This window comes from Pseudomonas sp. MH9.3, from assembly GCF_034354675.1.
GTDB lineage: Bacteria > Pseudomonadota > Gammaproteobacteria > Pseudomonadales > Pseudomonadaceae > Aquipseudomonas.
Genome location: NZ_CP133785.1, coordinates 2,734,613 through 2,760,407, shown reverse-complemented (window position 1 = coordinate 2,760,407; position 25,795 = coordinate 2,734,613). Strand labels below are relative to the sequence as shown.

The 25,795-nt window shown below is 59.0% G+C and carries 20 protein-coding genes and 2 tRNA genes; 14 read left to right on the top strand and 8 right to left on the bottom strand.

Annotated elements, in window-relative coordinates; all coding sequences use genetic code 11:
* Positions 1 to 4: 4 nt before the first annotated feature.
* The 14 genes from folP (at position 5) to RHM60_RS11975 (ending at position 13,451) form a co-directional block, all read left to right on the top strand.
* A complete protein-coding gene (gene folP, locus RHM60_RS12040; protein WP_209984910.1) occupies positions 5 to 856 on the top strand; it encodes a dihydropteroate synthase in 852 nt (283 codons plus the stop codon).
* Between the two features lie 16 nt (positions 857 to 872).
* Positions 873 to 2,210, top strand: a complete 1,338-nt coding sequence (gene glmM, locus RHM60_RS12035) for a phosphoglucosamine mutase (RefSeq protein WP_003235035.1) — start codon at positions 873 to 875, stop codon at positions 2,208 to 2,210.
* A 66-nt stretch (positions 2,211 to 2,276) separates the two neighbouring features.
* On the top strand, positions 2,277 to 3,032 hold the full coding sequence (gene tpiA, locus RHM60_RS12030) for a triose-phosphate isomerase (RefSeq protein WP_322214509.1): 756 nt from the start codon (positions 2,277 to 2,279) through the stop codon (positions 3,030 to 3,032).
* A gap of 4 nt (positions 3,033 to 3,036) precedes the next feature.
* Positions 3,037 to 3,420 (top strand): preprotein translocase subunit SecG, encoded by a 384-nt coding sequence (gene secG, locus RHM60_RS12025; RefSeq protein WP_003235031.1) that lies wholly within the window; start codon positions 3,037 to 3,039, stop codon positions 3,418 to 3,420.
* A gap of 22 nt (positions 3,421 to 3,442) precedes the next feature.
* Positions 3,443 to 3,528: transfer RNA gene (locus tag RHM60_RS12020), tRNA-Leu, on the top strand.
* A gap of 96 nt (positions 3,529 to 3,624) precedes the next feature.
* Positions 3,625 to 3,701 (top strand) — tRNA-Met (locus RHM60_RS12015).
* Positions 3,702 to 3,841: 140 nt separating this feature from the next.
* Entirely contained in the window at positions 3,842 to 4,300 is a 459-nt protein-coding gene (gene rimP / locus RHM60_RS12010; protein WP_003235029.1) for a ribosome maturation factor RimP, read from the top strand.
* 47 nt (positions 4,301 to 4,347) lie between these two features.
* A complete protein-coding gene (nusA, locus tag RHM60_RS12005; protein ID WP_003235027.1) occupies positions 4,348 to 5,829 on the top strand; it encodes a transcription termination factor NusA in 1,482 nt (493 codons plus the stop codon).
* A 27-nt stretch (positions 5,830 to 5,856) separates the two neighbouring features.
* Positions 5,857 to 8,373: a translation initiation factor IF-2 gene (infB, locus tag RHM60_RS12000; protein WP_209984906.1), complete on the top strand. Its 2,517-nt coding sequence runs from the start codon at positions 5,857 to 5,859 to the stop codon at positions 8,371 to 8,373.
* Positions 8,374 to 8,532: 159 nt separating this feature from the next.
* Positions 8,533 to 8,928 (top strand): 30S ribosome-binding factor RbfA, encoded by a 396-nt coding sequence (gene rbfA, locus RHM60_RS11995; RefSeq protein ID WP_057725021.1) that lies wholly within the window; start codon positions 8,533 to 8,535, stop codon positions 8,926 to 8,928.
* A 3-nt stretch (positions 8,929 to 8,931) separates the two neighbouring features.
* Positions 8,932 to 9,849, top strand: coding sequence for a tRNA pseudouridine(55) synthase TruB (truB, locus tag RHM60_RS11990; RefSeq protein WP_209984904.1), 918 nt, complete (start codon positions 8,932 to 8,934; stop codon positions 9,847 to 9,849).
* Positions 9,850 to 9,964: 115 nt separating this feature from the next.
* Positions 9,965 to 10,234 carry a 30S ribosomal protein S15 gene (gene rpsO, locus RHM60_RS11985; protein WP_003176135.1) on the top strand — a complete coding sequence of 90 codons (270 nt, stop codon included), beginning with the start codon at positions 9,965 to 9,967 and terminating at the stop codon, positions 10,232 to 10,234.
* Positions 10,235 to 10,428: 194 nt separating this feature from the next.
* Positions 10,429 to 12,534, top strand: a complete 2,106-nt coding sequence (pnp, locus tag RHM60_RS11980) for a polyribonucleotide nucleotidyltransferase (protein ID WP_057008738.1) — start codon at positions 10,429 to 10,431, stop codon at positions 12,532 to 12,534.
* 296 nt (positions 12,535 to 12,830) lie between these two features.
* A complete protein-coding gene (locus RHM60_RS11975) occupies positions 12,831 to 13,451 on the top strand; it encodes a BON domain-containing protein (protein ID WP_322214507.1) in 621 nt (206 codons plus the stop codon).
* 278 nt (positions 13,452 to 13,729) lie between these two features.
* Here RHM60_RS11975 and RHM60_RS11970 read toward each other — a convergent pair whose 3' ends face one another.
* The 8 genes from RHM60_RS11970 to RHM60_RS11935 all read right to left on the bottom strand — a co-directional run bounded on the left by RHM60_RS11970 (position 13,730) and on the right by RHM60_RS11935 (position 25,781).
* On the bottom strand, positions 13,730 to 16,663 hold the full coding sequence (locus RHM60_RS11970) for a DUF748 domain-containing protein (RefSeq protein ID WP_322214506.1): 2,934 nt from the start codon (positions 16,661 to 16,663) through the stop codon (positions 13,730 to 13,732).
* 87 nt (positions 16,664 to 16,750) lie between these two features.
* Positions 16,751 to 17,767 carry a class I SAM-dependent rRNA methyltransferase gene (locus RHM60_RS11965; protein ID WP_231422625.1) on the bottom strand — a complete coding sequence of 339 codons (1,017 nt, stop codon included), beginning with the start codon at positions 17,765 to 17,767 and terminating at the stop codon, positions 16,751 to 16,753.
* Positions 17,768 to 17,860: 93 nt separating this feature from the next.
* Positions 17,861 to 19,525: a glucose-6-phosphate isomerase gene (pgi, locus tag RHM60_RS11960; RefSeq protein WP_209984893.1), complete on the bottom strand. Its 1,665-nt coding sequence runs from the start codon at positions 19,523 to 19,525 to the stop codon at positions 17,861 to 17,863.
* Between the two features lie 224 nt (positions 19,526 to 19,749).
* Positions 19,750 to 20,601 carry a pantoate--beta-alanine ligase gene (gene panC, locus RHM60_RS11955; RefSeq protein WP_322214505.1) on the bottom strand — a complete coding sequence of 284 codons (852 nt, stop codon included), beginning with the start codon at positions 20,599 to 20,601 and terminating at the stop codon, positions 19,750 to 19,752.
* Entirely contained in the window at positions 20,598 to 21,398 is an 801-nt protein-coding gene (gene panB, locus RHM60_RS11950; RefSeq protein WP_209984887.1) for a 3-methyl-2-oxobutanoate hydroxymethyltransferase, read from the bottom strand. Before panB ends, panC begins: the two co-directional genes overlap by 4 nt.
* 351 nt (positions 21,399 to 21,749) lie before the next feature.
* Complete coding sequence (gene folK / locus RHM60_RS11945) at positions 21,750 to 22,235, bottom strand: 2-amino-4-hydroxy-6-hydroxymethyldihydropteridine diphosphokinase (protein ID WP_209984884.1); 486 nt, start codon at positions 22,233 to 22,235, stop codon at positions 21,750 to 21,752.
* A gap of 2 nt (positions 22,236 to 22,237) precedes the next feature.
* Positions 22,238 to 23,644 carry a polynucleotide adenylyltransferase PcnB gene (locus tag RHM60_RS11940; RefSeq protein WP_209984882.1) on the bottom strand — a complete coding sequence of 469 codons (1,407 nt, stop codon included), beginning with the start codon at positions 23,642 to 23,644 and terminating at the stop codon, positions 22,238 to 22,240.
* 709 nt (positions 23,645 to 24,353) lie between these two features.
* The gene (locus tag RHM60_RS11935; protein ID WP_322214504.1) at positions 24,354 to 25,781 is read right to left on the bottom strand and encodes a sigma-54 dependent transcriptional regulator; all 1,428 of its coding nucleotides are present in this window, start codon (positions 25,779 to 25,781) and stop codon (positions 24,354 to 24,356) included.
* Positions 25,782 to 25,795 lie beyond the last annotated feature (14 nt).

Below are 25,795 nucleotides of genomic sequence, written 5' to 3'. Positions count from 1 at the left end.
TGAAATGACTTCTGCGTTGTCCTCCACCCGGTTGCCTTGCGGCAATCGGGTTCTTGATTTGGCCCATACACATGTCATGGGCATTCTCAATGTAACCCCCGATTCTTTCTCCGATGGTGGCCGCTTTAGCCAACGGGATGCCGCTTTGCGTCATGCCGAGGCCATGGTGTCTGCTGGCGCGACCTTGATTGATGTGGGGGGCGAGTCGACCCGGCCTGGCGCGCGCGTGGTCTCTCCGCTGGAGGAGCTGGAGCGCGTAGCGCCAATTGTCGAGTGCATCGCCCGCGAGCTGGACGTGATCATTTCGGTCGATACTTCGACGCCCGCTGTAATGCGCGAAACCGCGCGGCTGGGTGCCGGCCTGATCAATGATGTGCGTGCGCTGAGGCGTGATGGCGCGCTGGATGCCGCTGCGGCGACCGGTCTGCCGGTCTGTCTGATGCATATGCTGGGCGAGCCCGGCAATATGCAGGACAATCCCCATTACGATGACCTGGTGGGCGAGGTGAGTGGTTTTCTCGCTGGGCGCATGGCGCAGTGTGCCGCAGCAGGCATTGCGCCGGAGAGGGTCATTCTTGATCCGGGTTTTGGCTTCGCCAAGACTCTGCAACACAATTTAAGCCTGTTCAAACACATGGAAGCCCTGCATGCCCTTGGTCGACCGTTGCTGGTCGGCGTTTCCCGCAAAAGCATGATAGGACTGGCCTTGAATCGCCCGGTAGGTGAGCGTTTGTATGGCGGCCTGGCGTTGGCCGCGCTTGCCGTAGGCAAGGGTGCGCGGATTCTGCGTGTGCACGATGTTGCCGAGACTGTTGATGTGGTGCGCATGATTGCCGCTGTAGAATCAGCTGAATAAGAATGATGGAGCACTTATGACTAAAAAATACTTTGGCACCGACGGTATCCGTGGTCGGGTCGGCGAATTTCCAATTACCCCTGATTTCATGCTCAAGCTGGGTTGGGCGGCAGGCATGGCGTTCCGCAGCATGGGCGCGTGCCGCATCCTGGTAGGCAAGGACACACGCATTTCAGGCTACATGTTCGAATCCGCCCTGGAGGCCGGCTTGTCGGCCGCCGGTGCCGACGTTATGTTGCTGGGTCCAATGCCCACGCCTGCGATTGCTTACCTGACGCGTACCTTTCACGCTGAAGCCGGTATCGTGATCAGTGCGTCGCATAACCCGCATGATGACAATGGCATCAAATTTTTCTCGGGGCAGGGCACCAAGTTGCCGGACGAGATCGAATTGATGATCGAAGAGTTGCTGGACGCGCCGATGACGGTGGTTGAATCCAGCAAGTTGGGCAAGGTGTCGCGGATCAACGACGCGTCCGGTCGCTATATCGAATTCTGCAAAAGCAGTGTGCCCACCAGTACCAGTTTTGCCGGATTGAAGATTGTGGTTGATTGCGCCCATGGTGCCACCTACAAGGTCGCGCCAAGCGTATTCAAGGAGTTGGGTGCCGACGTGACCGTGCTGTCGGCCCAGCCCAACGGCTTGAACATCAACGACAACTGCGGTTCCACCCATATGGAGCAATTGCAGGCGGCTGTACTCGCCGAGCATGCCGATCTGGGTATTGCCTTCGACGGTGACGGTGACCGCGTGCTGATGGTGGATCACACAGGCGCCGTGGTAGATGGCGATGACCTGCTGTTCATCATCGCGCGCGACCTGCATGAGCGTAACAAGCTGCAAGGTGGCGTCGTCGGTACATTGATGAGCAACCTGGGGCTTGAGTTGGCGCTGGCAGATCTGGGTATTCCGTTCATCCGCGCCAACGTTGGCGACCGTTACGTCATTGCCGAGCTGCTCGAGCGTAACTGGTTGGTAGGCGGAGAAAACTCAGGGCACGTCGTGTGTTTCCAGCACACCACCACGGGCGATGCAATTATTGCCGCATTGCAGGTGCTGCTGGCTCTGCGTCGTCGCAAGGAAAGCCTTGCCCAGGCGCGTCAGGCCCTGCGCAAGTGTCCACAAGTTTTGCTCAATGTGCGTTTTGCCGGTGGTGAAAATCCAATCGAGCATCCGGCTGTCAAAGAGGCCTGCGAGCGCGTGACGCTGGCGATGGAGGGGCGTGGGCGCGTGTTGCTGCGCAAGTCTGGCACAGAGCCTCTGGTGCGCGTCATGGTCGAAGGTGAAGACGAAACACAGGTTCGCGGCCATGCCGAAGACCTGGCAAAACTGGTAACTGAAGTTTGCGCCTGAATTCGGCTTGCCAGTGATGGTGTGGTTGGGTAACATCTGCGCCCACTTTGACCGACGGGGTACAGCATGCGTCGCACGATGGTAGCTGGTAACTGGAAGATGCACGGTACCCGCGCCAGTGTCGCTGAGCTGATCGACGGCCTTCGTGAGTTGGCCCTGCCTGGCGGTGTCGATGTCGCAGTTTTCCCGCCTTTGTTGCATGTCAGCCAAGTGGTTGATGGCTTGAAAGGTACGTCGATTCAGGTCGGCGCGCAGAATTCTGCGGTGGAGCCCGGCCAAGGTGCGTTGACGGGTGAGGTTGCGCCTAGTCAGCTGGTCGATGCGGGTTGCGCCTATGTACTGGTTGGGCACTCGGAACGTCGCCAGTTGATGGGCGAAAGTGATCAGATGCTCAATCGCAAGTTCGCAGCGGCGCAGGCCAGTGGCTTGATTCCAGTGTTGTGCGTAGGGGAGACCCTTGAGCAGCGTGAATCGGGCAAGACGATCGAGGTTGTCTCGCGTCAGCTGGACAGCATCATCGATGAGCTGGGTGTTGATGCGTTTGCAAGCGCGGTCATTGCTTACGAGCCGGTCTGGGCCATTGGCACCGGACTGACTGCTACACCGCAACAGGCGCAGGATGTGCACGCAGCCATTCGTGCGCAGTTGGCGGAAAAGAATTCTGAAGTCGCACAAGGTGTGCGTCTTCTATACGGCGGCAGCGTGAAGGCGGCCAATGCGGTCGAACTGTTCGGCATGCCGGATATCGATGGGGGGCTCATTGGTGGAGCTTCCCTGAATGCAGATGAGTTCGGTGCGATCTGTCGCGCCGCGGGAAACTGAAAAAATGCTGGAAACAGTCGTAGTCGTTTTTCATCTGTTGGCTGCCTTGGGCGTAGTTGCCCTGGTTTTGCTGCAACAGGGCAAAGGTGCGGATGCTGGTGCGTCTTTCGGTGCAGGTGCTTCAAATACTGTGTTCGGAAGCCAAGGTTCCTCTACCTTTCTTAGTAAGTTTACTGCTATACTCGCCGCCGGTTTCTTCATAACCAGCTTGGGGTTAGGTTACTTTGCTAAAGAGAAAGCTCATGTGCTGACTCAAGCAGGTTTGCCAAACCCGGCAGTGTTGGAAGTACCAAAGGCGAAACCGGCTTCTGATGATGTCCCGGTGCTTCAAGAGCAAAAGTCGGCTACTCCAGCGACTGACGTACCTCCAGCTCAAGAGCAAAAGTAAGAAGGGTTGTAAACGCTGTATTGCCGAGGTGGTGGAATTGGTAGACACGCAACCTTGAGGTGGTTGTGCCCATAGGGTGTAGGGGTTCGAGTCCCCTTCTCGGTACCAATTATCAGGAGAGCCCGCTGTTGCGGGCTTTCTTGTAGGTGGAAGGTTACATTGACCCTGTAAGGGATCGGTCGTATACTTCCGCCCCAGCTTTGTCGCGGGGTGGAGCAGTCTGGTAGCTCGTCGGGCTCATAACCCGAAGGTCGTCGGTTCAAATCCGGCCCCCGCAACCAGTTTTAGCGGAGCCCCTTTTAAGGGGCTTTTTGTTAGCTGGACACTTTCAACGCCGCTGTTCGACGGCGTTTCAAGGATGGGCGTTTCGCCCATTTTTTTATTTTGCACAGCATGCACATACATGCACGAGGGGGTTCAGGTGTCGAGCAAGCTAGAAGAGTTGCAGGCCTTGCTGGCCCCGGTGGTCGTGGCCCTGGGCTATGAATGCTGGGGTATTGAGTTCTCGGCTCAAGGTCGCCACTCAATGTTGCGCGTTTATATCGATAAAGAGGGCGGCGTGCTGGTGGACGATTGTGCCATTGTCAGCCGTCAGATCAGCGGTGTGCTGGATGTTGAAGATCCGATTTCCGTTGAATACACCCTCGAAGTTTCCTCGCCAGGCATGGAACGCCCACTGTTCACTATTGATCAGTTTGCAAAATTTGCCGGTGAACAAGTGAAGATCAAGCTGCGCTCCCCGTTCGAAGGGCGACGCAACTTTCAGGGCCTTCTGCGCGGTGTAGAAGAACAGGATGTCGTGGTGCAGGTAGAAGACCATGAGTTCCTGTTGCCGATCGATATGATCGACAAGGCCAACATTATTCCCAGTTTTGACTGAGACGCGGATCCCGCGGATCCAATGGCTTGCGAAAGGCGAGGCGTACGATGAGCAAAGAAGTACTGCTGGTTGTTGAGTCGGTATCCAATGAAAAGGGTGTACCGGCAAACGTGATTTTTGAAGCGCTGGAGCTGGCCCTGGCCACCGCTACCAAAAAGCGTTTTGAGGACGAAGTTGATCTGCGTGTGGAAATCAACCGCCACACCGGTGCCTATGAGACGTTCCGTCGCTGGACAGTCGTCGAAGAAGCCGATCTTGATGATCCGGCCATCGAAACCTGGCCGAGCAAGGTTGCCGAAACGCATCCCGGTTCCAATGTAGGCGATGTCGTCGAAGAAAAGATCGAATCGATCGAGTTCGGCCGTATCGCAGCACAGACCGCTAAACAGGTCATCGTGCAGAAGGTTCGCGAAGCCGAGCGCGCTCAAGTCGTTGACGCCTATCGCGAGCGCCTGGGTGAAATCATCTCCGGCACCGTCAAAAAAGTTACCCGCGACAACGTGATCGTTGACCTGGGCAACAACGCTGAAGCGTTGCTGGCCCGTGAAGACATCATTTCTCGTGAAACCTTCCGTGTGGGTGTGCGCTTGCGTGCACTGCTCAAGGAAATCCGCACCGAGAACCGCGGCCCTCAGTTGATCCTGTCGCGTACCGCGCCGGAAATGCTGATCGAGCTGTTCCGTATTGAAGTGCCGGAAATCGCCGAAGGTCTGATCGAAGTCATGGCAGCATCCCGCGACCCGGGTTCGCGCGCCAAGATCGCGGTCCGCTCCAAGGACAAACGCATCGACCCGCAGGGCGCTTGCATCGGTATGCGCGGTTCGCGTGTCCAGGCAGTGTCGGGTGAGTTGGGCGGTGAGCGTGTTGATATCGTGCTGTGGGACGATAACCCGGCTCAGTTCGTGATCAACGCCATGTCGCCGGCTGAAGTGGCGGCAATTATCGTCGACGAGGATGCCCATGCAATGGACATCGCCGTTGGCGCAGACAATCTGGCTCAGGCCATTGGTCGTGGTGGGCAGAACGTGCGTCTGGCCAGCCAACTGACTGGTTGGACCCTGAACGTGATGACCGAATCGGACATCCAGGCTAAGCAGCAAGCTGAAACCGGTGACATCCTGCGAAACTTTATCGAAGAGCTGGAAGTCGATGAAGATCTGGCGCAGGTGCTGGTAGATGAAGGCTTCACCAGCCTGGAAGAGATTGCCTACGTACCGTTGGAAGAAATGCTCAACATCGACGGCTTTGACGAAGACACCGTCAACGAGCTTCGCGCTCGGGCCAAGGATCGTTTGTTGACTAAAGCCATCGCTACTGAGGAAAAGCTGGCAGACGCCCATCCGGCCGAAGACCTGCTCTCGCTTGAGGGTATGGACAAGGATTTGGCGATGGAACTGGCGGTGCGCGGCGTAATTACCCGCGAAGACCTGGCCGAGCAGTCTATTGACGATCTGCTCGACATCGACGGCATTGACGAAGATCGTGCCGGCAAGTTGATCATGGCCGCCCGAGCCCATTGGTTCGAGTAATTAGGCGCGGCCTGAGGAGAGAAGTGCATGACGCAAGTCACGGTGAAACAACTGGCCGATGAGGTCAAAACACCGGTAGAGCGCCTGTTGCAGCAGATGCGTGAGGCAGGTCTGCCGCACACCGCCGCCGACGAAGGTGTGAGCGATAGTGAGAAGCAGTCTTTGCTGACTCACTTGAAGAGCAGCCACAAGGCGAAAGTGGAAGAACCGCGCAAGATTACATTGCAGCGCAAAACCACCAGCACCCTGCGTGTTGCGGGTAGCAAGAGCATCAGCGTTGAAGTACGCAAGAAGAAAGTCTTCGTACAGCGCAGCCCGGAAGAAATCGAAGCCGAGCGCAAACGCGATCTGGAAGAACGTCGCGCAGTAGAAAATGCTGCACGTCAGAAGGCTGAAGAAGAAGCCAAGCGTCGCGCCGAAGAAGAAGCGCGTCGCCAGCCTGCGGCTGCGCAACCTGCTGCCACTGACGCGGTTGCTGCGCCTGTTGAAGCTGTGCGTGAGGCCGCTCCGGTTGCCGCTGCACCTGCTCCGGCAGCCGACGCCCGTAAGCGCGACGAACCTCGTCGCCCGGACAAGCCACGCGCCGACGACAACAATCGTCGCAGCGGCGGTGGCGATGGCGAGCGCAAAAACGCTCCGCATCGTGCTTCGGTCAAAGAGAAAGCGCCTGCGCCACGCGTTGCCCCACGTACTACCGACGAAGAAAGCGATGGCTTCCGTCGTGGTGGTCGCGGCAAGGCCAAGCTGAAGAAACGCAATGCCCACGGTTTCCAGAGCCCAACCGGCCCTGTCGTGCGTGATGTGCAGATCGGCGAGACCATCACTGTTGGCGACCTCGCCAATCAGATGTCGGTCAAGGCGGCTGAAATCATCAAGTTCATGTTCAAACTGGGCACCCCGGCCACCATCAACCAGGTGCTTGATCAGGAAACTGCTCAGCTCGTGGCTGAGGAGTTGGGCCACAAAGTGACCCTGGTCAGCGACACGGCCCTGGAAGATTCCCTGGCTGAGTCCCTGAAGTTTGAAGGTGAGACGTTCTCCCGTGCACCCGTTGTGACCGTAATGGGTCACGTGGACCACGGTAAGACTTCCCTGCTCGACTATATCCGTCGTGCCAAGGTAGCTGCTGGCGAAGCCGGCGGTATTACCCAGCACATCGGTGCGTACCACGTTGAAACCGAACGCGGCATGGTCACCTTCCTCGACACCCCAGGTCACGCCGCGTTTACCGCAATGCGTGCCCGGGGTGCCAAGGCGACTGACATCGTAATTCTGGTCGTTGCAGCGGACGACGGCGTGATGCCGCAGACCATTGAAGCGGTTCAGCACGCCAAGGCTGCCGGTGTTCCACTGGTTGTTGCAGTGAACAAGATCGACAAGCCGGGCGCCGATCTCGATCGCATCCGTAGCGAACTGTCGGTTCACGGTGTGACTTCCGAAGAGTGGGGCGGTGATACGCCGTTCGTTTCGGTTTCGGCGAAAGTCGGTACTGGTGTGGACGAACTGCTCGAAGCGGTCCTGCTGCAAGCTGAAGTACTCGAACTGAAAGCAACTCCATCGGCCCCAGGTCGTGGTGTTGTGGTTGAATCGCGTCTCGACAAGGGTCGTGGCCCGGTTGCGACCGTTCTGGTTCAAGACGGTACCCTGCGCCAAGGCGACATGGTACTGGTCGGTTCGAACTATGGCCGTGTACGTGCCATGCTCGACGAGAACGGTAAGCCCATCAAGGAAGCCGGTCCTTCCATCCCTGTCGAGATCCTCGGCCTGGACGGTACCCCGGACGCTGGCGACGAAATGAGCGTGCTGTCGGACGAGAAGAAAGCCCGTGAAGTGGCTCTGTTCCGTCAAGGCAAGTTCCGCGAAGTCAAACTGGCCCGTGCCCACGCCGGCAAGCTGGAAAACATCTTCGAAAACATGGGCCAGGCAGAGAAGAAGACGCTTAACATCGTTCTCAAATCTGACGTTCGTGGTTCCCTCGAAGCGTTGAACGGCGCCTTGAATGGCCTGGGTAACGACGAAGTGCAAGTGCGCGTTGTCGGTGGCGGTGTCGGTGGTATCACCGAGTCCGACGCCAACCTGGCACTGGCTTCCAACGCTGTACTGTTCGGCTTCAACGTGCGTGCCGATGCCGGCGCTCGCAAGATCGTCGAGCAGGAAGGCCTGGACATGCGTTACTACAACGTCATCTACGACATCATCGAAGACGTCAAGAAAGCCCTTACCGGCATGCTTGGCAGCGATGTCCGGGAGAACATCCTGGGTATCGCCGAGGTGCGTGACGTGTTCCGCTCGCCGAAATTCGGCGCGATCGCCGGTTGCATGGTTATCGAAGGTGTTGTGCACCGTAACCGTCCAATCCGTGTACTGCGTGAAGACATCGTTATCTTCGAAGGCGAGCTGGAATCCCTGCGCCGCTTCAAGGATGACGCTTCCGAAGTACGTGCTGGCATGGAATGCGGTATCGGCGTCAAGAGCTACAACGACGTCAAGCCTGGCGACAAGATCGAAGTCTACGAGAAGGTTCAGGTTGCTCGCAGCCTCTAACTCGCGTACTTCAAGGGCCGCGCGGCGCTCCGGCATGCAAATGCCGGGCGCCGTGTCCGGACTCTAAACGCAACGCCCGGTCTGGCTTTTGTCAGGCCGGGCGTTTGCCGCTTTCAGACCCCACGGGTTTCACCGTGTGGCAGTAACAGGTAACAAGACATGGCAAAAGAATACAGCCGTACCCAGCGTATCGGCGATCAGATGCAGCGCGAGCTGGCTCAATTGATCCGTCGCGAAGTCAAAGACCCGCGTGTCGGCCTGGTCACCATTACCGCCGTTGAAGTGAGCCGTGACGTGGGTCACGCCAAGATCTTCATCACCGTGATGGGTCAGGACAGCAGCGAAGAAATCGCGCAAAGCATCAAGGTACTCAACGCGGCGGCAGGTTTCCTGCGCATGCAGTTGGCCCGTGAAATGAAGCTGCGCAGTGTTCCCCAGTTGCACTTCCACTACGACGAAAGCGTCGTGCGTGGCGCGCACCTGTCGGCATTGATCGAGCGCGCGGTGGCAGAAGACAGTCAGCACCCGTCCACACCTGAAGACGCCAAGGAGTAAGCGGTGGCTCAGGTCAAACGTATCCGTCGCAACGTCAGCGGCATTATTCTGCTCGACAAGCCCATTGGCTTTACTTCCAATGCCGCGTTGCAGAAGGTTCGCTGGCTGCTCAATGCCGAAAAGGCCGGGCACACTGGCAGCCTCGACCCCCTGGCCACCGGCGTGTTGCCGTTGTGCTTCGGCGAGGCCACCAAGTTCTCGCAATACCTGCTCGACTCCGACAAGGGGTACGAAACCCTGATGCAATTGGGCAAGACCACCACCACGGCCGACGCCGAAGGTGATGTTCTGCAGGTGCGTGATGTGACCGTTGGTCGTGCTGATATCGAGGCGGTTTTACCCGGTTTTCGTGGGCAAATCAGCCAGATACCGCCGATGTACTCGGCCCTCAAGCGTGATGGTCAGCCTCTTTACAAGCTGGCACGTGCGGGCGAAGTAGTGGAGCGCGAACCGCGTTCTGTTACTATTGCGCGCTTGGAATTGCTCGCCTGTGAAGGCGACACCGCGCGCCTGGCCGTGGACTGCAGCAAAGGCACCTATATCCGTACCCTCGTGGAAGATATTGGTGAACAGCTTGGTTGCGGTGCGTACGTGGCAGAACTGCGACGCACCCAGGCGGGCCCCTTCAGCCTGGCTCAGACGGTCACGCTGGAAGAGTTGGAAGCGGTTCACGCCGAAGGCGGCAACGAAGCGGTTGATCGCTTCCTGATGCCATCGGACAGCGGTTTGCTCGATTGGCCATTGCTGCACTTCTCGGAGCACAGCGCGTTCTACTGGCTCAACGGCCAGCCGGTACGTGCCCCGGATGCCCCGAAGTTCGGCATGGTACGGGTACAGGATCATAACGGTCGTTTCATCGGAATCGGTGAAGTGAGCGAAGACGGGCGCATAGCGCCGCGTCGACTGATTCGGTCAGAATGACCGAACGAGGGTGGCTGTTAATAGGCACGGTCACTTCTCATTTTTAGATACAGGGATTTGTCCCTGGCCTATTGAGATCACCCTTTGGGTGGTTTCCTGAAAAAAGGATTGCCTCATGGCTCTCGACGTTCAAGAAAAAGCACAAATCGTAGCTGACTATCAGCAAGCTGTTGGTGACACTGGTTCGCCAGAAGTGCAAGTTGCACTGCTGACCCACAACATCAACAAGCTGCAAGGTCACTTCAAGGCCAACGGTAAAGACCACCACTCCCGTCGTGGTCTGATCCGCATGGTAAACCAGCGCCGTAAGCTGCTGGACTACCTGAAAGGCAAGGATCTGGGTCGTTATCAGGCTCTGATCGGTCGCCTGGGTCTGCGTCGCTAACAAGCGATTGCGCTAGAGGTTGGTTGTCTGCCGTGTGTCAGTGGGATTCCCGCTGGCCCATGGCAGGCTCCCAGCCTCAAGTTTTATCTGGATACACGTTTTACCCTGGACAGGCGTTGGGCCGATTCCCGACATTGCCCAAGAATTTCGCAAGAAGACAAGTTCCCCAAGAGCCACAAAGAAGGTAGGACACCGTGAACCCGGTTATCAAAAAATTCCAGTTCGGTCAGTCGACCGTTACCCTCGAGACAGGCCGTATCGCCCGTCAAGCCTCCGGCGCAGTGCTGGTTACCGTTGATGACGACGTTACCGTACTGGTGACCGTTGTTGGCGCCAAGACCGCTGACCCAAGCAAAGGCTTTTTCCCTCTTTCCGTTCACTACCAGGAAAAGACTTACGCTGCCGGTAAGATCCCTGGTGGTTTCTTCAAGCGTGAAGGCCGTCCTTCCGAAAAAGAAACCCTGACTTCCCGACTGATCGACCGTCCGATCCGTCCGCTGTTCCCCGAAGGTTTCATGAACGAAGTGCAGGTTGTCTGCACCGTCGTTTCCACCAGCAAGAAGACCGATCCGGACATCGCTGCGATGATCGGTACCTCGGCTGCCCTGGCTATCTCGGGTATTCCGTTCGACGGCCCGATCGGCGCCGCCCGCGTTGCTTTCCACGAAAGCACCGGCTACCTGCTCAACCCGACTTACGAGCAGCAGAAAGCGTCGAGCCTGGACATGGTCGTTGCCGGTACGTCCGAAGCCGTATTGATGGTTGAATCGGAAGCCAAAGAGCTGACCGAAGACCAGATGCTGGGCGCGGTACTGTTTGCTCACGACGAATTCCAGGCTGTCATCAAGGCTGTCACCGAACTGGCCGCCGAAGCTGCCAAACCGACCTGGACCTGGGCTGCTGCTCCGGAAGCCACCGAATTGCTGGGCGCTATCCGCTCGGAGTTCGGCGACGCGATCTCCCAGGCCTACGCCATCACCGTCAAGGCCGACCGTTACGCTCGCCTGGGCGAGCTGAAGGACCAGGTTGTTGCCAAGCTTTCCGGTGAGGAAGGCCAGCCTTCGTCCAGCGAAGTTAAAGCCGCCTTCGGCGAAATCGAATACCGCACCGTTCGCGAAAACATCGTTAACGGCAAGCCACGTATCGACGGCCGTGACACCCGCACCGTACGCCCGCTGAACATCGAAGTCGGCGTGCTGCCGAAGACTCACGGTTCGGCCCTGTTCACCCGTGGTGAAACTCAGGCGCTGGTAGTCGCGACGCTGGGTACTGCCCGTGACGCACAGCTGCTGGACACCCTGGAAGGCGAGAAAAAAGACCCGTTCATGCTGCACTACAACTTCCCGCCGTTCTCGGTCGGTGAGTGCGGTCGCATGGGTGGCGCTGGTCGTCGCGAAATCGGCCACGGCCGTCTGGCCCGTCGTTCGATCGCTGCGATGCTGCCGGCCGCCGACGTGTTCCCGTACACCATCCGTGTTGTATCGGAAATCACCGAGTCCAATGGTTCCAGCTCCATGGCATCCGTCTGCGGTGCTTCCCTGGCGTTGATGGACGCCGGTGTGCCGATGAAGGCACCGGTTGCCGGTATCGCCATGGGTCTGGTTAAAGAAGGCGAGAAGTTCGCCATCCTGACCGACATCCTGGGTGACGAAGACCACTTGGGCGACATGGACTTCAAGGTAGCCGGTACCGCCAAAGGTGTGACCGCGCTGCAGATGGACATCAAGATCAAGGGCATCACCGAAGAGATCATGGAAATCGCCCTGGGCCAAGCCCTGGAAGCGCGCCTGAACATCCTCGGCCAGATGAACCAGATCATTGGTCAGTCGCGCACCGAGCTGTCGGAAAATGCTCCGACCATGATCGCGATGAAAATCGACACCGACAAAATCCGTGATGTCATCGGTAAAGGCGGCGCGACCATTCGTGCGATCTGTGAAGAAACCAAGGCTTCGATTGATATCGAAGATGACGGTTCGATCAAGATCTTCGGCGAATCCAAGGAAGCGGCTGAGGCTGCGCGTCAGCGCGTTCTGGGCATCACTGCCGAAGCCGAGATCGGCAAGATCTACGTCGGCAAGGTTGAGCGCATCGTCGACTTCGGCGCATTCGTCAACATCCTGCCGGGCAAAGACGGTCTGGTTCACATCTCCATGCTCAGCGATGCTCGCGTAGAGAAAGTGACTGATATTCTGAAAGAAGGCCAGGAAGTGGAAGTGCTGGTACTGGACGTGGACAACCGCGGCCGTATCAAGCTGTCCATCAAGGACGTTGCAGCAGCCAAGGCCTCGGGCGTTTAATCACCCCTAGGCTTCACGCTGAAAAGGGACTCTTCGGAGTCCTTTTTTTATGGGCGCACGAAAGGTAGGCGTGATCAGCCGTTTAGCACCACGGACAAAAGCCGCAACTTGCATGCAGATCCGGCCGTCTTCATGCAAGTTGCACGATTCCGGAAACAGGGCAGTTTTATAACTCGTTGTTTTTAAAGGATTTAATCTCGTACTGCAACTTGGCACACTGCCTGCAATATCCCTGTTAGCGCTTCAGTACCAAGATTTACGTACTGCAGTCTTTTAATAAAACAGGAGTTACTCGTATGAAGAAGTTCGCTCTCGCTACTGCTACCGCTCTGACTCTGGCCATGGGTGCTAACGTAGCCTTTGCTCAGACTTCCCAAGCCCCTATGACTTTGGCGGCCGGCGAAGCCACCCAGGCTAAGGAAAGCGTTTCGGACACCTGGATCACCACCAAAGTCAAAGCTGACCTGCTGACTGAAAAAGGCATCCCAGGTTCGGACATCATGGTTGAAACCAACAAAGGTGTGGTTTCCCTGTCCTCCAAGGTAGCTATCTCGGACTCGCAGAAAGCGACCGCTGTAGCCATCACCAAGAAAATCAAAGGTGTGACTGCTGTTTCCGCTGACGGCCTGCTGGCTGGCGGCGCTACCAAGGCAGACAACATCGACAAGACCAAAGGCGCAGCTCATGACGCCAAAGGCGCTACCACCGACACTTGGATCACTACCAAAGTCAAAGCTGACCTGGTAACCGAGAAAGGTATTCCTGGTACCGACATCAAAGTCGAAACCAACAAAGGCGTAGTTTCCCTGTCTTCCACCGTAGCGGTGACTGAAGCTCAGAAAACCACCGCTGTGAACATCGCGAAGAAAATCAAAGGCGTTAAAGCTGTTTCGGCTGATGGCTTGAAAGCAGAGTAACGCTCAACGGTTCAACTGAACTGAATGGCGGCGGCGGGTGAGTCAGATATCCACCCAACGCACCCCGGAGTTCATGCGACCGACCACACGGATGTGGTCATTACAGGCCCCGGCACTTGTGCCGGGGCCTGTTTTATTGTGGGTCTGATGTACCCAAATCAAAAAAAGTGGGAGGGGGGTTGCTCCCGATAGCGGCGGGTCAGTGATGAATAAATCAACTGACAGCCCGTTATCGAGAGCAACCCCCCTCCCACATTTGGATCTATAGAGGCCTCAGGTCACTCGGCATCCAGATGCATCGGTGTGACTACGCGGCCGTCTTTCTCTGCCTGCCCCAGTTGAGTGTCGATGAAGTACACCCGGTCATCTTCAAGCTGCCCCTTGTCCACCAGGTAGTCCTTGATGGTACTGGCTCGGTCCTGACCCAGCTGACGCAGCAACACATCACTGGCGCTCCAGAACTTGAGCACACCGTCGCGCAGTTTTGCCGCGCGTTCGGCGTCACTCAAGCCTTTCCATTCAGCGGGCGGTTGCTGCTTGAGACGCGTGCGATAGATACCTTCAAGCAATGGCGCCTTTTCCTTCTCCGGTACTTCCAGCAGTGATGCCTGGGCAGGAACCTTGTCGCCACGGCGTTGCAGAATCTTGTAGTAGTTGTATTGGTATTCACGCTCCAGACGCTCGTGTGCCAGGAACGGCCCGTCGCTGCTGGCTGCCGCCGTACCTTCAATTTCCAGGCGCAGCGCAGGGCGTTCCTTCAAGGCCTTGGCGAGCGTGTTCAGCGCGCCTTCGGCATTCTTGTCCAAGTCACTGGAGCCTGCCGCAAACGACACACTGCCCAGATCCTCCGAACCGCCGCCCGTCACCAGCCCGCCAATGAACTTGAACGGCGCGGTGGCCGCACGGGCAACCAGGTTGCGCAGGGTCTGCCACACAATCGGCATCACGCTGAACTGTGGATTATTCAAATCGCCGCTCACCGGCAACTCGAGGGAGATTCTGCCGTTGGTGTCCTTGAGCAGTGCAATCGCCAGACGAATCGGCAGGTCCACGGCATCGGCGCTGTCGACTTTTTCACCCAGTTGCAATTGCTCGACCACCACCTTGTTCTCGGCCTTCAGCTGGCCCTTGGTGATCACGTAGTGCAAGTCGAGGTTCAAGCGCCCCTTGCGAATGCGGAAACCGGCGAATTTCCCGGAGTAGGGCGTCAACGTGGTCAGCTCGACACGTTTGAAGCTGGTGGCAATGTCCAGCGCTGCCATCGGATCAAACGGATTTACGCTGCCCTTGATGGTGACGGGTGCGTAGCGGTCCACCTTGCCCTTGATGTCGACACTGGCCGGTTTGCTCTGGCGACTGTCAATCGTGCCGATTTGTCCGTTGAGCTGCTGCACGGCAGTGGCGAAGTTGGGCGTGAGGCTGAAGTCGGCAAAGTTGGCCGAACCGTCATTGATCGCCACCTGGCCGATTCGGATGCCCAGCGGCTTATCTTTGCTCGCTGCCGGCTTGGCCGACGACTTGGCACCATTGTCGGCCGGCTGCGGAATCAGCAGGTCATCGATGTTGGTGGTGCGGTCATCGTTGATCATGAAGCGCGCATAGGGTTGCAGCAGGTTGACCTTGTCGATCGACAGGCTGTCGCCGTGCTGATAATTCACGCCTTCGAGCACCAGGCGCTGCCATTTGAGAAAGTCGCGGGTCTTGAGGGTGTCGAGCGTGTGCAACTGGTCGACCTGCGCCCGGCCGGTGACCTGCAGCTTCAGCGGATCGGTGCTGGTGAGGTTTACATCCAGGTTGCTGCCGAGCATGCCGCTGCGCAGTTCCAGGCGGATGAACGGGCTGATGTAGGACTGCGCCACCCGCAGATCGATATCCTGGGTGTTTACCTTCAACTTCGCGCTGACCGGGTTGAGATTCACCTCACCGCTGGCCTGGAGTTTGCCCTGCTTGCCCAGGCCGCTGTCGAGCTTGAGGGTGAAGGGTTTCTGGTTGAGGCTGTCGAAGTTCTGCACATCGACGTTCAGCGGGCCCAGCTCCAGCGCGACGGCGGGTTGAGCCTGACGGTCAGCCAGATGCACCTGGTAGTTGCGCAGTTGCACATCCTTGAGCAGCACTTGCCACGGTTTGCTCGGTGCTGCAGGGGCAGGCTTGGGCGAGTCGGCCGTCGCCGGAGCGCTGGCGGGTTCCGGCGCCCTGGCCGGTTTGTTCGGCTGGCTGGCGAACAGTTTCTGCCAGTCCAGTTGCCCGTCGGCTTCGCGGGCGGCCCAGGTTTCCAGCTTGTTGCTGCGGATTTTGCCAACCACCACTTGCTGCCTGGCCAGGTCGACCGTGGTGTCACTCACGTCCAGACGCTCCAGGCGCACCAGCGGCCGGCCATCCGGGGCGTTGATGGCAAATGGCGCGATGCTGGCCGTGGTGTTGGTCAGTTTGAGTTCAGTTTCCTTGGCCAGGCTGAAGGTGTAATGCGTGTTGAAATTCAGCACCCCGTCTTCCAGCACCAGCGGCAAGGCATCACGCACATAGGGCCACCAGGCTTTCATCTTGCCATCGGTGACTTTCAAGGTGCCTTCAGAGGTGATGGGCACCAGGCTGAAATTGCCCTTCCAGTCGATTTGCCCGCCCGCAGGGCCGGCGGCCACCAGGGTCATGTCGGCATTGTCTTCAGGCAATGTGCTGAGGTTTTTCAGCTCGAAGTCGAGCTTGTCGTAGAGGAATTCGATGGGTTCGCTGGGACGCAGGTCCTGAAAGTGCACGTAGCCACCGGCCAGCTTGACGCTGTCGATACGCAGCGGGAAGGGCTTGGCGTCCGGGTCTGTCGGGGTGGGCTCGCTGGGCGGCAGTTTGAACAGCTGCGCCAGGTTCAATGTGCCGGACTTGTCGAACAGCAGCTCGGTCTTGGGCTGGTCCAACTGCACATCCGCCAGGTGCAGCGCGCGGGTCCACAGGCTGTCGAGTTGCAGGTTGGCATAGAGGCGTTCAAAACCGACCTGCTCCTTACCCGGTTCGCCGACTTTCAAGCCCCAGGCCGTCACTTCCAGGCTGAACGGGTTGAGTTCGATACGCTCCAGTCTTGCCGGCACCGTGGCGTAATGGGCCAGTTGCTGGTTGGCAATACGAAGCGCGATGCCCGGCAGAATCAGAAAACCCAGCAAGCTGTACAGAGCCAGTGCGGTCAGCAGTGCGCCAATGGCGCGGATCAATCCTTTGGACATGGGCGACGCCATCTATATCGAACAGGAGTGCCTTGGAGTATGGCACGGGTTATCGGTTCCGAAGCACCGAGCCTATTGGGAAAAGGACTACAACTGCAGGATCAGGGTCTTCAGGGGTGGCTGTTGATCCTGCGACGGAAAGTCGGCTCCCGGCGTCATGATTTGCCAGTCGCGTACCGGTCGCCCGGCTTTTTCGGCACAGCGCAGCACCTGCTCCCGCCAATCGTCCATGCCCACTTTTGCCAGGTTGTTGCAGCAGATCAGCACGCCATTGTCGGCGGTTGCCAGCAACGCCGGCTTGAGCAGGCTCTGGTAGTCGCGCAGCAGATCGACCGTGCCGAACGCACTCTTGGCCCAGGCGGGCGGATCGAGCAGCACCAGGTCGTACTGACGTTGCTCCAGGCGCGGGTAAGCTGGCAGTGTGTGGCCGCGCCGCTGGGTGATGGGCAGGCCGGCCAGTTGGCGAATCGCCGGAAAGTAATCGGACTGCACAAACGCCATGGTCGGCAATTGCGGGTTCAGCAGACCGTTCTCACGACCGACCGCCAGGTTGCCCTCGGCAAAGTCCAGGTTGCACACCTCGCGGGCACCGCCGGCCGCCGCGCTCAAGCCAACACCGCAGGTGTAGGCGAACAGGTTCAGCACGCTTTTGCCGGCGCTGTGCGCCTTGACCCAGCCACGGGTGTTGCGCAGGTCCAGGAACAACAGCGGGTCCTGCCCGGCGTGGCGCCCGCGTACGCGATAATTGAGGCCCCATTCGTGGCCGACCAGGTCTTCCAGCGCCGCCGGCTCGGCGCGATACACCGTATCGTCACGGTCGATGCGCGAGTTGCCACGGGAGCGGTCGTTATACACCAGCAGCAATTCCAGGCCCATGAACTGATTGATCTGTTGATGCAGGTCCAGCAGGTCTGCGGTGTCCAGCGACTGGTGAAAGCTTTGCACCAGCAATTGCGGGCCATAGCGGTCGATAGTCAGGCCGCCGGCGCCTTCCTGGCTGCCGTGAAACAGCCGATAGCAGTCGGTGCCCTGGGCGTGCAGTTCGTTGATCAGGTCTTGGCGATGATCGAGGGCGGCGCGCAGCGCCTGGTTCAGGGGGGACATGGAGCGCGCCTTGCTGTAAATGAGGAAAACAGGGGCGGGGAGTTTAACAGCTAACCCCGGCCTGAGCAGGCCGGGGTCGCGTTGAGGCAGGTATCAGCCGCGATGACGACCGCGGAAGTAGTTGATCAGGCCTTGGGTGGACGCGTCCTCGGCCGAGGTTTCTTCGGCGCCGGTGAGGCGGTTGTAAACACCCTTGCCCAGCTCCTTGCCCAGCTCCACGCCCCATTGGTCGAAGGCGTTGATGCCCCAGATCACGCTCTGCACGAACACCTTGTGCTCATACATAGCCACCAACGCGCCGAGACGACGCGGGCTGATGCGTTCGACCACAATGGTGTTGCTCGGACGGTTGCCCGGGATCACCTTGTGCGGGGCCAGCTTCTGCACTTCGTCCTCTGCGATGCCTTTGTCGCGCAGCTCGGCTTCGGCTTCGCTGCGGGTCTTGCCGAGCATCAGTGCCTGGCTCTGCGACAGGCAGTTGGCATAGAGCCATTGATGGTGGTCGGACACCGGGTTGAAGCTGACAATCGGCACAATGAAGTCGGCCGGAATCAGTTGGGTGCCCTGGTGCAGCAACTGGTGGTACGCATGCTGGCCGTTGCAGCCCACGCCGCCCCAGATGACCGGGCCGGTGTCGGTGGCCACGGGTGTGCCGTCCTGGCGCACGCTCTTGCCGTTGGATTCCATGTCCAGCTGTTGCAGGTGTTTGGTGATGTTGCGCAGGTAGTGGTCGTACGGCAGGATCGCATGGCTTTGCGCTCCCCAGAAGTTGCCGTACCACACGCCCAGCAGGCCCAGCAGCACCGGCATGTTCTGCTCGAACGGTGCGGTCAGGAAATGCTGGTCCATGGTGTAGGCACCCGACAGCAGTTCCTTGAAGTTGGACATGCCGATGGCGAGGGCGATGGGCAGACCAATGGCCGACCACAGCGAATAACGGCCGCCGACCCAGTCCCACATCGGGAAGATGTTTTCTTCGCGGATACCAAAGGCCACCGCCGCCGCGTTGTTACTCGACACAGCGATGAAGTGGCGGTACAGCTCGGCTTCCGAGCCACCCTGGGCCAGGTACCAGGCGCGGGCGGCCTGGGCGTTTTTCAGGGTTTCCAGGGTGTTGAACGATTTTGACGAGACGATAAACAGCGTGGTCTCGGCGCGCAGCTTCATGGTCAGCTCATGGAACTCGCTGCCGTCGATATTCGCCAGGTAGTGGCAACGCACGCCCTTATGGGCGTAAGACAACAGCGCCTCGGAGACCAGCTCCGGGCCGAGGAACGAACCACCGATGCCGATGTTCACCACGTCGGTGATCGGCTTTTCGGTGTAGCCACGCCACAGACCGTCGTGAATGCGGCCGACCAGGTCAGTGATCTGGTTCAACACCTTGTGCACGTCCGGCATGATGTTGACGCCGTTCACCGACAGCTTGTCGCCTACCGGGCGGCGCAGGGCGGTGTGCAGGGCAGGGCGGCCTTCGGAGGAGTTGACCGGTTCGCCGGCATACAGCGCGTTGATCGCGTCCTTGAGGCCCACTTCATCGGCCAGGCCCACCAGCAGGTCACGGGTTTGGCTGGTGATCAGGTTCTTCGAGTAATCGAGGAAAAGCCCACAGCTGCTCAGGGTGAACTGGGAAAAGCGCTGCGGATCGGCATTGAAGGCTTCGCGCATGCTGAAATCCTGCATGGCTTGGCGATGTTGATTGAGCGCTTGCCAGGCGGGCAGCGCGGTAACGTCATGAGGAGTGCGGTAGTACGCCATCGCTGCGGGTTTCCTTTTATTACGGGGACTGCCTTTAGGACACTTCAAAGCCCGGAACGTCCAGTCTTGTCGCAACAATTGGGTTGCGGACAGCGCTAACCTTAGCGCCGGGCGATTACATTAAACCTAGCGTGTCGATATGTCTTGGCTTTGTCTGCGCCGTGGCCGGTACTTTTTTATACCGGCACGGCGATCAGGGCAACAGGCGTGCTGCCTAGGCGGGGTCAGTTGAGGTTCAGATGCAGGTTATCGATCAACCGGGTGCTGCCCAGGAACGCCGCGACCAGAATCACAATGTCCTTGTCCTGCGTCGTGGCGGGGCGCAAATGCACACCCTGGCGCACTTCGAGGTAATCCAGGCGCAACCCGGCGGCTTCGATCTGCCTCATTTGTTCGGCACGCAGGCTGGCGAAGTCATGGTCGCCGGCCTTGATGGCCGCAGCAATGCGGCTGAGGCTGCGATACAGCACTGGGGCGATGGCGCGTTCCTGCTCGGAGAGAAAACCGTTGCGCGATGACAGCGCCAGGCCGTCTTCGGCGCGCACGGTGGGCTCGCCGATGATCTGGATCGGCATGTTCAGGTCATGCACCATGGCGCGGATGACCGCCAACTGCTGGTAGTCCTTCTGGCCAAACACGGCGATATCCGGCTGCACCATGTTGAACAACTTGCTCACCACCGTGGCGACGCCTTCGAAGTGCCCGGGACGGCTGGCGCCACAGAGGCCTTCGGAGAGGTGCGGGACGCTGACGCGGGTCTGGCCGGTCATGCCGCCCGGGTACATCTCCTCGACGGTCGGTGCAAACAGCAGATTGCAGCCGGCCTGCAGGAGTTTTTCCTGGTCGGCGGCGAGGGTGCGGGGATACTTGTCCAGGTCTTCATTGGCGCCGAATTGCAGCGGATTGACGAAGATACTCGCGACCACGAAGTCGGCTTGCTGCACGGCCTTGGTCACCAGGGTGGCATGGCCTTCGTGCAGGTTGCCCATGGTCGGCACGAAGCCGATGCGCTTGCCGGCGCTGCGGGCGTGAGTTACGGCAGCACGCAGTTCACGCAGGGTTTTTACGGTGTTCATGCAGAAAATCCGTGTTCGGCGGCGGGGAAGGTCACGCCTTTGACTTCGGCGACGTACGCGCTCAAGGCTGCGTGAATGCTGTCCTGGCCAGCCATGAAGTTCTTCACGAACTTGGGCACGCGACCGGTGATCGACAAGCCGAGCATGTCGTGCAACACCAGCACCTGGCCGTCGGTGGCGCAGCCCGCGCCAATGCCGATGACCGGCACGCTGACAGCCTGGGTGATTTCTGCGGCCAGTTCGCTGGGCACGCATTCGAGCAGGATCATGGCAACGCCGGCTTGCTCCAGGGCGATGGCATCGGCCCGCATCTGGCGCGCCTGGGCCTCGTTGCGACCCTGCACCTTGTAACCGCCGAGGAGGTTCACCGACTGCGGCGTGAGGCCCATGTGAGCGCACACCGGTACGCCGCGCTCGGCCAGCAGGCGGATCGACTCGGCGAGCCACAGCGCGCCTTCGACCTTGACCATGTGCGCACCGGCGCGCATCAACTTGCCGGCGTTGAGGAACGTCTGTTCGACGGTGGCGTAGTCCATGAACGGCAGGTCAGCGATGATGAACGCGCCTTTGTTTCCGCGCTTGACGCTGGCGGTGTGGTAGGCGAGTTCATCGGTGGTGACGGGGAGCGTGCTGTCATTCCCTTGAAGAACCATGCCCAGGGAGTCACCTACCAGCAACACTTCGACGCCTGCCTGGCAGCAGGCGTTGGCGAATGTGGCGTCATAGCAGGTCAGCATGGTGATTTTTTCACCTTTGAGCTTGAGGCTCTGCAAGGTGGTCAGGGTAATGTCTGGCATCGAAAGGGTCCTCGTTCAGGCGCTTGGAAACAGCGAGTAACGCGCGTGAGTCTTCGTTTATACAGGCGCACTGTCTTGAGAGCAGTGCTTATAAGGCCTGGATTGCGCCCTTCATTGCCGGGTTGGCGGCAGCGGGACGCCTATAGTCGTGAGGAGGACACGGGAAGTCAATTGGATGTGTTACCGCATTGTTACGAGGGCGGTGTTACCCCTGTTACTGACGCGATTCAGCAGGTTGAAGGCCGTGAAAATCGCATGTGGGAGCTGGCTTGCCTGCGATGCAGGCACCTCGGTGTTCCGTTGGGCCGGGTTGATGCCTTCGCAGGCAAGCCAGTTCCCACTTTGACCGCGTCAGTTCTGGGGAATGCGTTCCAGGCCTTCGAACGGGCAAGTTGCCAGCAACTGGCTTAAAGGCTGGCCGTCCGGTAAATGGAAATTTGCCGGGGCCAATTCGGCCAGCGGATACAGCACAAACGCCCGCAGGTGCATTTGGTAATGCGGCACCTTGAGGCGAGGCTCATCGATCAGGTGATCGCCGAACAGCAGGATGTCCAGGTCGAGTGTGCGTGGCCCCCAGCGCTCAAGGCGCTCGCGGCCCTGATCGTTCTCGATGGCTTGCAACGCATCCAGCAGTTCCAGGGGCGCAAGGCTGCTGTTCAGGGCTGCTACCGCGTTGGTGTAGCGCGGCTGGCCGGGGAGCAGGGAGTCACTTTGGTAGAAGGCGGAGACACCGGCGACGGTGGTGTCTGGCAACTGCGCCAGCGCCTCGATAGCGCTGCGCAATTGCTGATCCGGGGCAGCGAGGTTGCTGCCCATGCCAATGTAGATACGTTCCACGTTTATTCGCCTGCGGCGCCCGAGGCATCGGCGCCGCTGCGTTTGCGCTTGCTGCTGCTACTGCGCCGACGTTTTTTGGGCGCAACGCCTTCGCCATCGCCTTTGCTGCCCAGGTCACGAATCATGTCGCGGCGCCCGCTGTCGTTGGCGTCCTGGTAATCGGTCCACCATTCGCCCAGGCCGTCGGTCTGCTCGCCGGCGCTTTCGCGCAGCAGCAGGAAGTCGTAGCCGGCACGGAAGCGCGGGTTGTCCAGCAGCATGTCGGCGCGTTTGCCACTGCGGCGTGGCAGGCGCTCCTGCATGTCCCAGATCTCGCGGATGGGAATGGTGAAGCGTTTCGGAATCGCGATGCGCTGGCATTGCTCGGTGATCAGCTCGTGAGCGGCTTCCTGCATCGCCGGAATGGGCGGCATGCCACGGTCCTGCAGGCGCAGTACGCGTTTGGGCAAGGCTGGCCACAACAGCGCGGCAAACAGAAACGCCGGGGTGACCGGTTTGTTCTGCTTGATGCGCAGGTCAGTGTTGGTCAACGCTTCGCTGATCAGGGTGTGGGTGTACGTCGGGTTGTATTCCAGGGCTTCGGCGCTGGCCGGAAACAGAGGATCGAACAGCTGCAGGTCGACGAGCATCTCAAAAGTGTCGGCCGCATAACCCGAAAGGAACAGCTTGAGCACTTCTTCGAACAGCCGCGCCGAAGGGATTTCACGCAGCATCGGGGCCAGTTCGCGAATCGGTGCGGCAGTGTGTTTCTCGATGCCGAAATTCAGCTTGGCGGCAAAGCGCACGGCCCGCAGCATGCGCACCGGGTCTTCCTGGTAGCGCTGCGTCGGTTCACCGATCAGGCGGATCAGGTTGTTGCGAATATCGGGCACGCCATTGGCGTAATCGAGGATGCGCTCGCTGACCGGGTCGTAATACAGGGCATTGATGGTGAAGTCGCGGCGCTGCGCGTCTTCTTCCAGCGTGCCATAGACGTTATCGCGCAGGATGCGCCCGCTTTCGTTGCGGGAGGACTGGTTGGTGTCTTCCTCTTCATCGTTTTGCGGATGACCGGCACGGAAGGTCGCGACCTCGATGATTTCGCGGCCGAAGTGAATGTGCACGAGCTTGAAACGGCGACCGATGATGCGCGCATTGCGAAACTCGGCACGCACCTGCTCCGGCGTGGCGCTGGTGGCGACGTCGAAATCCTTGGGCGTGATATTAAGCAGCATGTCACGTACGCAGCCGCCCACCAGATAGGCCTGGTAGCCGGCGTTCTGCAAACGTTCGACGATGTTCACCGCGTAGCGGCTGAACTGAGCGCGCTGCAATGAATGCTGATTGCTGTTAAGCACTTCAGGCGTGCTGCGAATGTGTTGCGTACGACGCACGGGAGAACGGAATGACTGGAACAACTTCTTCAGCATGGGATGCACTGTTTGAAGGAATGTTCGGCCATAACGAAGAATGACCGCATGATGGGCCGGGATTCTAGCATTTAGTCAGGGGATGGTGTAGGAACAAGCTGCAAGCGTTGCTTTGAAAGCTTCAAACGAATGCCTCAGGGGCTAAAACGCAGAAACTACAAGGGGAGCCGAAGCTCCCCCAGAAGTAGTTGCGTACTCTATTTTTATTATGGGTGTCGGGCTTTTTGTTTTTATTGATCGCCCTCGTCAGGAAGCTTCACCTTCATGACACTCCCAATCGGGAGCCAAGAGCAAACGGATTGCTTTGGTCGCTGTGTTGCTGATCTACGATCCAACCAGTTCAGGCTCTGCCTTAGGGCAGTTTTTGTTGTTCTCGGCCTGGTTGCGGGGCAAGCCCCAAATGCAACGCCTCTCCAAAAGAATCAGTTAGCTGCGCCTCCGCCGTGTTGTTTTTGTTATGCGTGAGTCGATTCGTCTTATTTTTATTGTCTTGTTCAGAGCTTGTTATTGTTTTTGTACTAAGCATATAGCAGGGTGCGTGCCAACTTTTGCGCCGCCCAGTAAAATCAGGGGGTTGAGGCGATTTCAGGGTTTTGGTGGACGAAAAAAAGCCGGGGCTTCGTTACCGTAAGCCCCGGCTTTTGTTACGCGAAATATCCGCGGTAACAGTTTTTTCACATCTGAGGGTGTTACCTGTGAGGGCGCCCCCTCAACTCTCGCTGGCAACGCCGGTCTTGCGCCGCGGAATACCCAGGCGCTGACGCCGTTCCCACAGGCATTTGCGGCTTACACCCAGCTTGCGCGCCAGTTCAGTCTCGGTCATGTGATCCTGATGCTCGAGCACGAAATGCTGAAAGTAATCTTCCAGTGATAGATCTTCAGTCGGTTCATGACTGGTGTTGCTCCCGCCCGATTGCGGCGCCAGACCGATGAAGTCGTCATCCTCCAGATCACTGAGTTCGATATCGATACCCAGCAGCTCGGCGGAAATTACCGGGCTCTCCGACAGGATGACCGCACGCTCCACTGCGTTCTCCAGTTCGCGCACGTTACCTGGCCACGAGTAGTGCCGAATCGCCTGCTCGGCGTCCGGGGCAAACGTCAGGTCGGTACGGTTGATGCGCGCACTCTGGCGCAGCAGGAACGCATTGGCGATCTCGTTGACGTCGGCGCCACGCTCACGCAGGGCCGGCAGCTTGAGGGCGATCACGTGCAGGCGGTAATACAGGTCTTCGCGAAACTGGCCGATCTTGGCCAGGCTCTTGAGATCGCGGTGGGTCGCGGCGATCAGGCGCACATCGACCTTCTGCGACTGCACCGAGCCGACGCGTCGAATCTCGCCTTCCTGCAATACCCGCAGCAACCGCGCCTGTGCTTCCAGTGGCAGCTCGCCAATCTCGTCAAGGAACAAGGTGCCGCCATCCGCCGCTTCCACCAGGCCCGCACGCCCGGCGCTGGCGCCGGTGAAGGCGCCTTTTTCGTGGCCGAACAGTTCGGACTCGATCAGGGATTCGGGGATCGCCGCGCAGTTCACCGAGATCATCGGCGCCTTGGCGCGCCTGGACAGGTTGTGCAGTGCACGGGCCACCAGTTCTTTACCGGTACCGGACTCGCCCTGGATCAACACGTTGGAGTCGGTGGGCGCCACTTTACGGATCTTGCTGTACAGATCCTGCATGGGCGGGCAGGAGCCGATGATGCCGATCTCGCCGTTGCTGTTGTCGACGCCCGGTTTTTCGGCGGTTTTGCCGGCAGGGCGCGGTTCGGCCGGTGTGCTGCCGGCCGACTGGCGGTCACGCAGGATACGCGCCACGGCCTGCAACATCTCGTCGTGGTCGAACGGCTTGGCGATGTAGTCCACCGCGCCCATCTTCATGGAGTCTACGGCCGAACGCAGGCTGGCGTAGCTGGTCATGATCAGCACCGGAGTGCCCTGGCCCAGCTTGATCAGCTCGGTGCCCGGTGCGCCGGGCAGGCGCAGGTCGCTGACAATCAGGTCGAACGTGGGAATGCTGAATCGCTCCTGCGCTTCCTGTACCGAGCCGGCTTCGCTGACCTGATACTGATTGCGCTCGAGCAGGCGACGCAAGGCAGAGCGGATGATGGTTTCGTCTTCGACGATCAAAATGTGCGGCATTGATTCAATTCTCT

What these genes read in the sequence shown, in the direction of transcription:
- folP (WP_209984910.1), top strand. Translation starts at nt 5, where the DNA reads ATGACTTCTGCGTTGTCCTCCACCCGGTTGCCTTGCGGCAATCGGGTT.
- glmM (WP_003235035.1), top strand. Translation starts at nt 873, where the DNA reads ATGACTAAAAAATACTTTGGCACCGACGGTATCCGTGGTCGGGTCGGC.
- tpiA (WP_322214509.1), top strand. Translation starts at nt 2,277, where the DNA reads ATGCGTCGCACGATGGTAGCTGGTAACTGGAAGATGCACGGTACCCGC.
- secG (WP_003235031.1), top strand. Translation starts at nt 3,037, where the DNA reads ATGCTGGAAACAGTCGTAGTCGTTTTTCATCTGTTGGCTGCCTTGGGC.
- nusA (WP_003235027.1), top strand. Translation starts at nt 4,348, where the DNA reads ATGAGCAAAGAAGTACTGCTGGTTGTTGAGTCGGTATCCAATGAAAAG.
- infB (WP_209984906.1), top strand. Translation starts at nt 5,857, where the DNA reads ATGACGCAAGTCACGGTGAAACAACTGGCCGATGAGGTCAAAACACCG.
- rbfA (WP_057725021.1), top strand. Translation starts at nt 8,533, where the DNA reads ATGGCAAAAGAATACAGCCGTACCCAGCGTATCGGCGATCAGATGCAG.
- rpsO (WP_003176135.1), top strand. Translation starts at nt 9,965, where the DNA reads ATGGCTCTCGACGTTCAAGAAAAAGCACAAATCGTAGCTGACTATCAG.
- RHM60_RS11975 (WP_322214507.1), top strand. Translation starts at nt 12,831, where the DNA reads ATGAAGAAGTTCGCTCTCGCTACTGCTACCGCTCTGACTCTGGCCATG.
- RHM60_RS11970 (WP_322214506.1), bottom strand. Translation starts at nt 16,663, where the DNA reads ATGTCCAAAGGATTGATCCGCGCCATTGGCGCACTGCTGACCGCACTG.
- RHM60_RS11965 (WP_231422625.1), bottom strand. Translation starts at nt 17,767, where the DNA reads ATGTCCCCCCTGAACCAGGCGCTGCGCGCCGCCCTCGATCATCGCCAA.
- pgi (WP_209984893.1), bottom strand. Translation starts at nt 19,525, where the DNA reads ATGGCGTACTACCGCACTCCTCATGACGTTACCGCGCTGCCCGCCTGG.
- panC (WP_322214505.1), bottom strand. Translation starts at nt 20,601, where the DNA reads ATGAACACCGTAAAAACCCTGCGTGAACTGCGTGCTGCCGTAACTCAC.
- panB (WP_209984887.1), bottom strand. Translation starts at nt 21,398, where the DNA reads ATGCCAGACATTACCCTGACCACCTTGCAGAGCCTCAAGCTCAAAGGT.
- RHM60_RS11940 (WP_209984882.1), bottom strand. Translation starts at nt 23,644, where the DNA reads ATGCTGAAGAAGTTGTTCCAGTCATTCCGTTCTCCCGTGCGTCGTACG.
- RHM60_RS11935 (WP_322214504.1), bottom strand. Translation starts at nt 25,781, where the DNA reads ATGCCGCACATTTTGATCGTCGAAGACGAAACCATCATCCGCTCTGCC.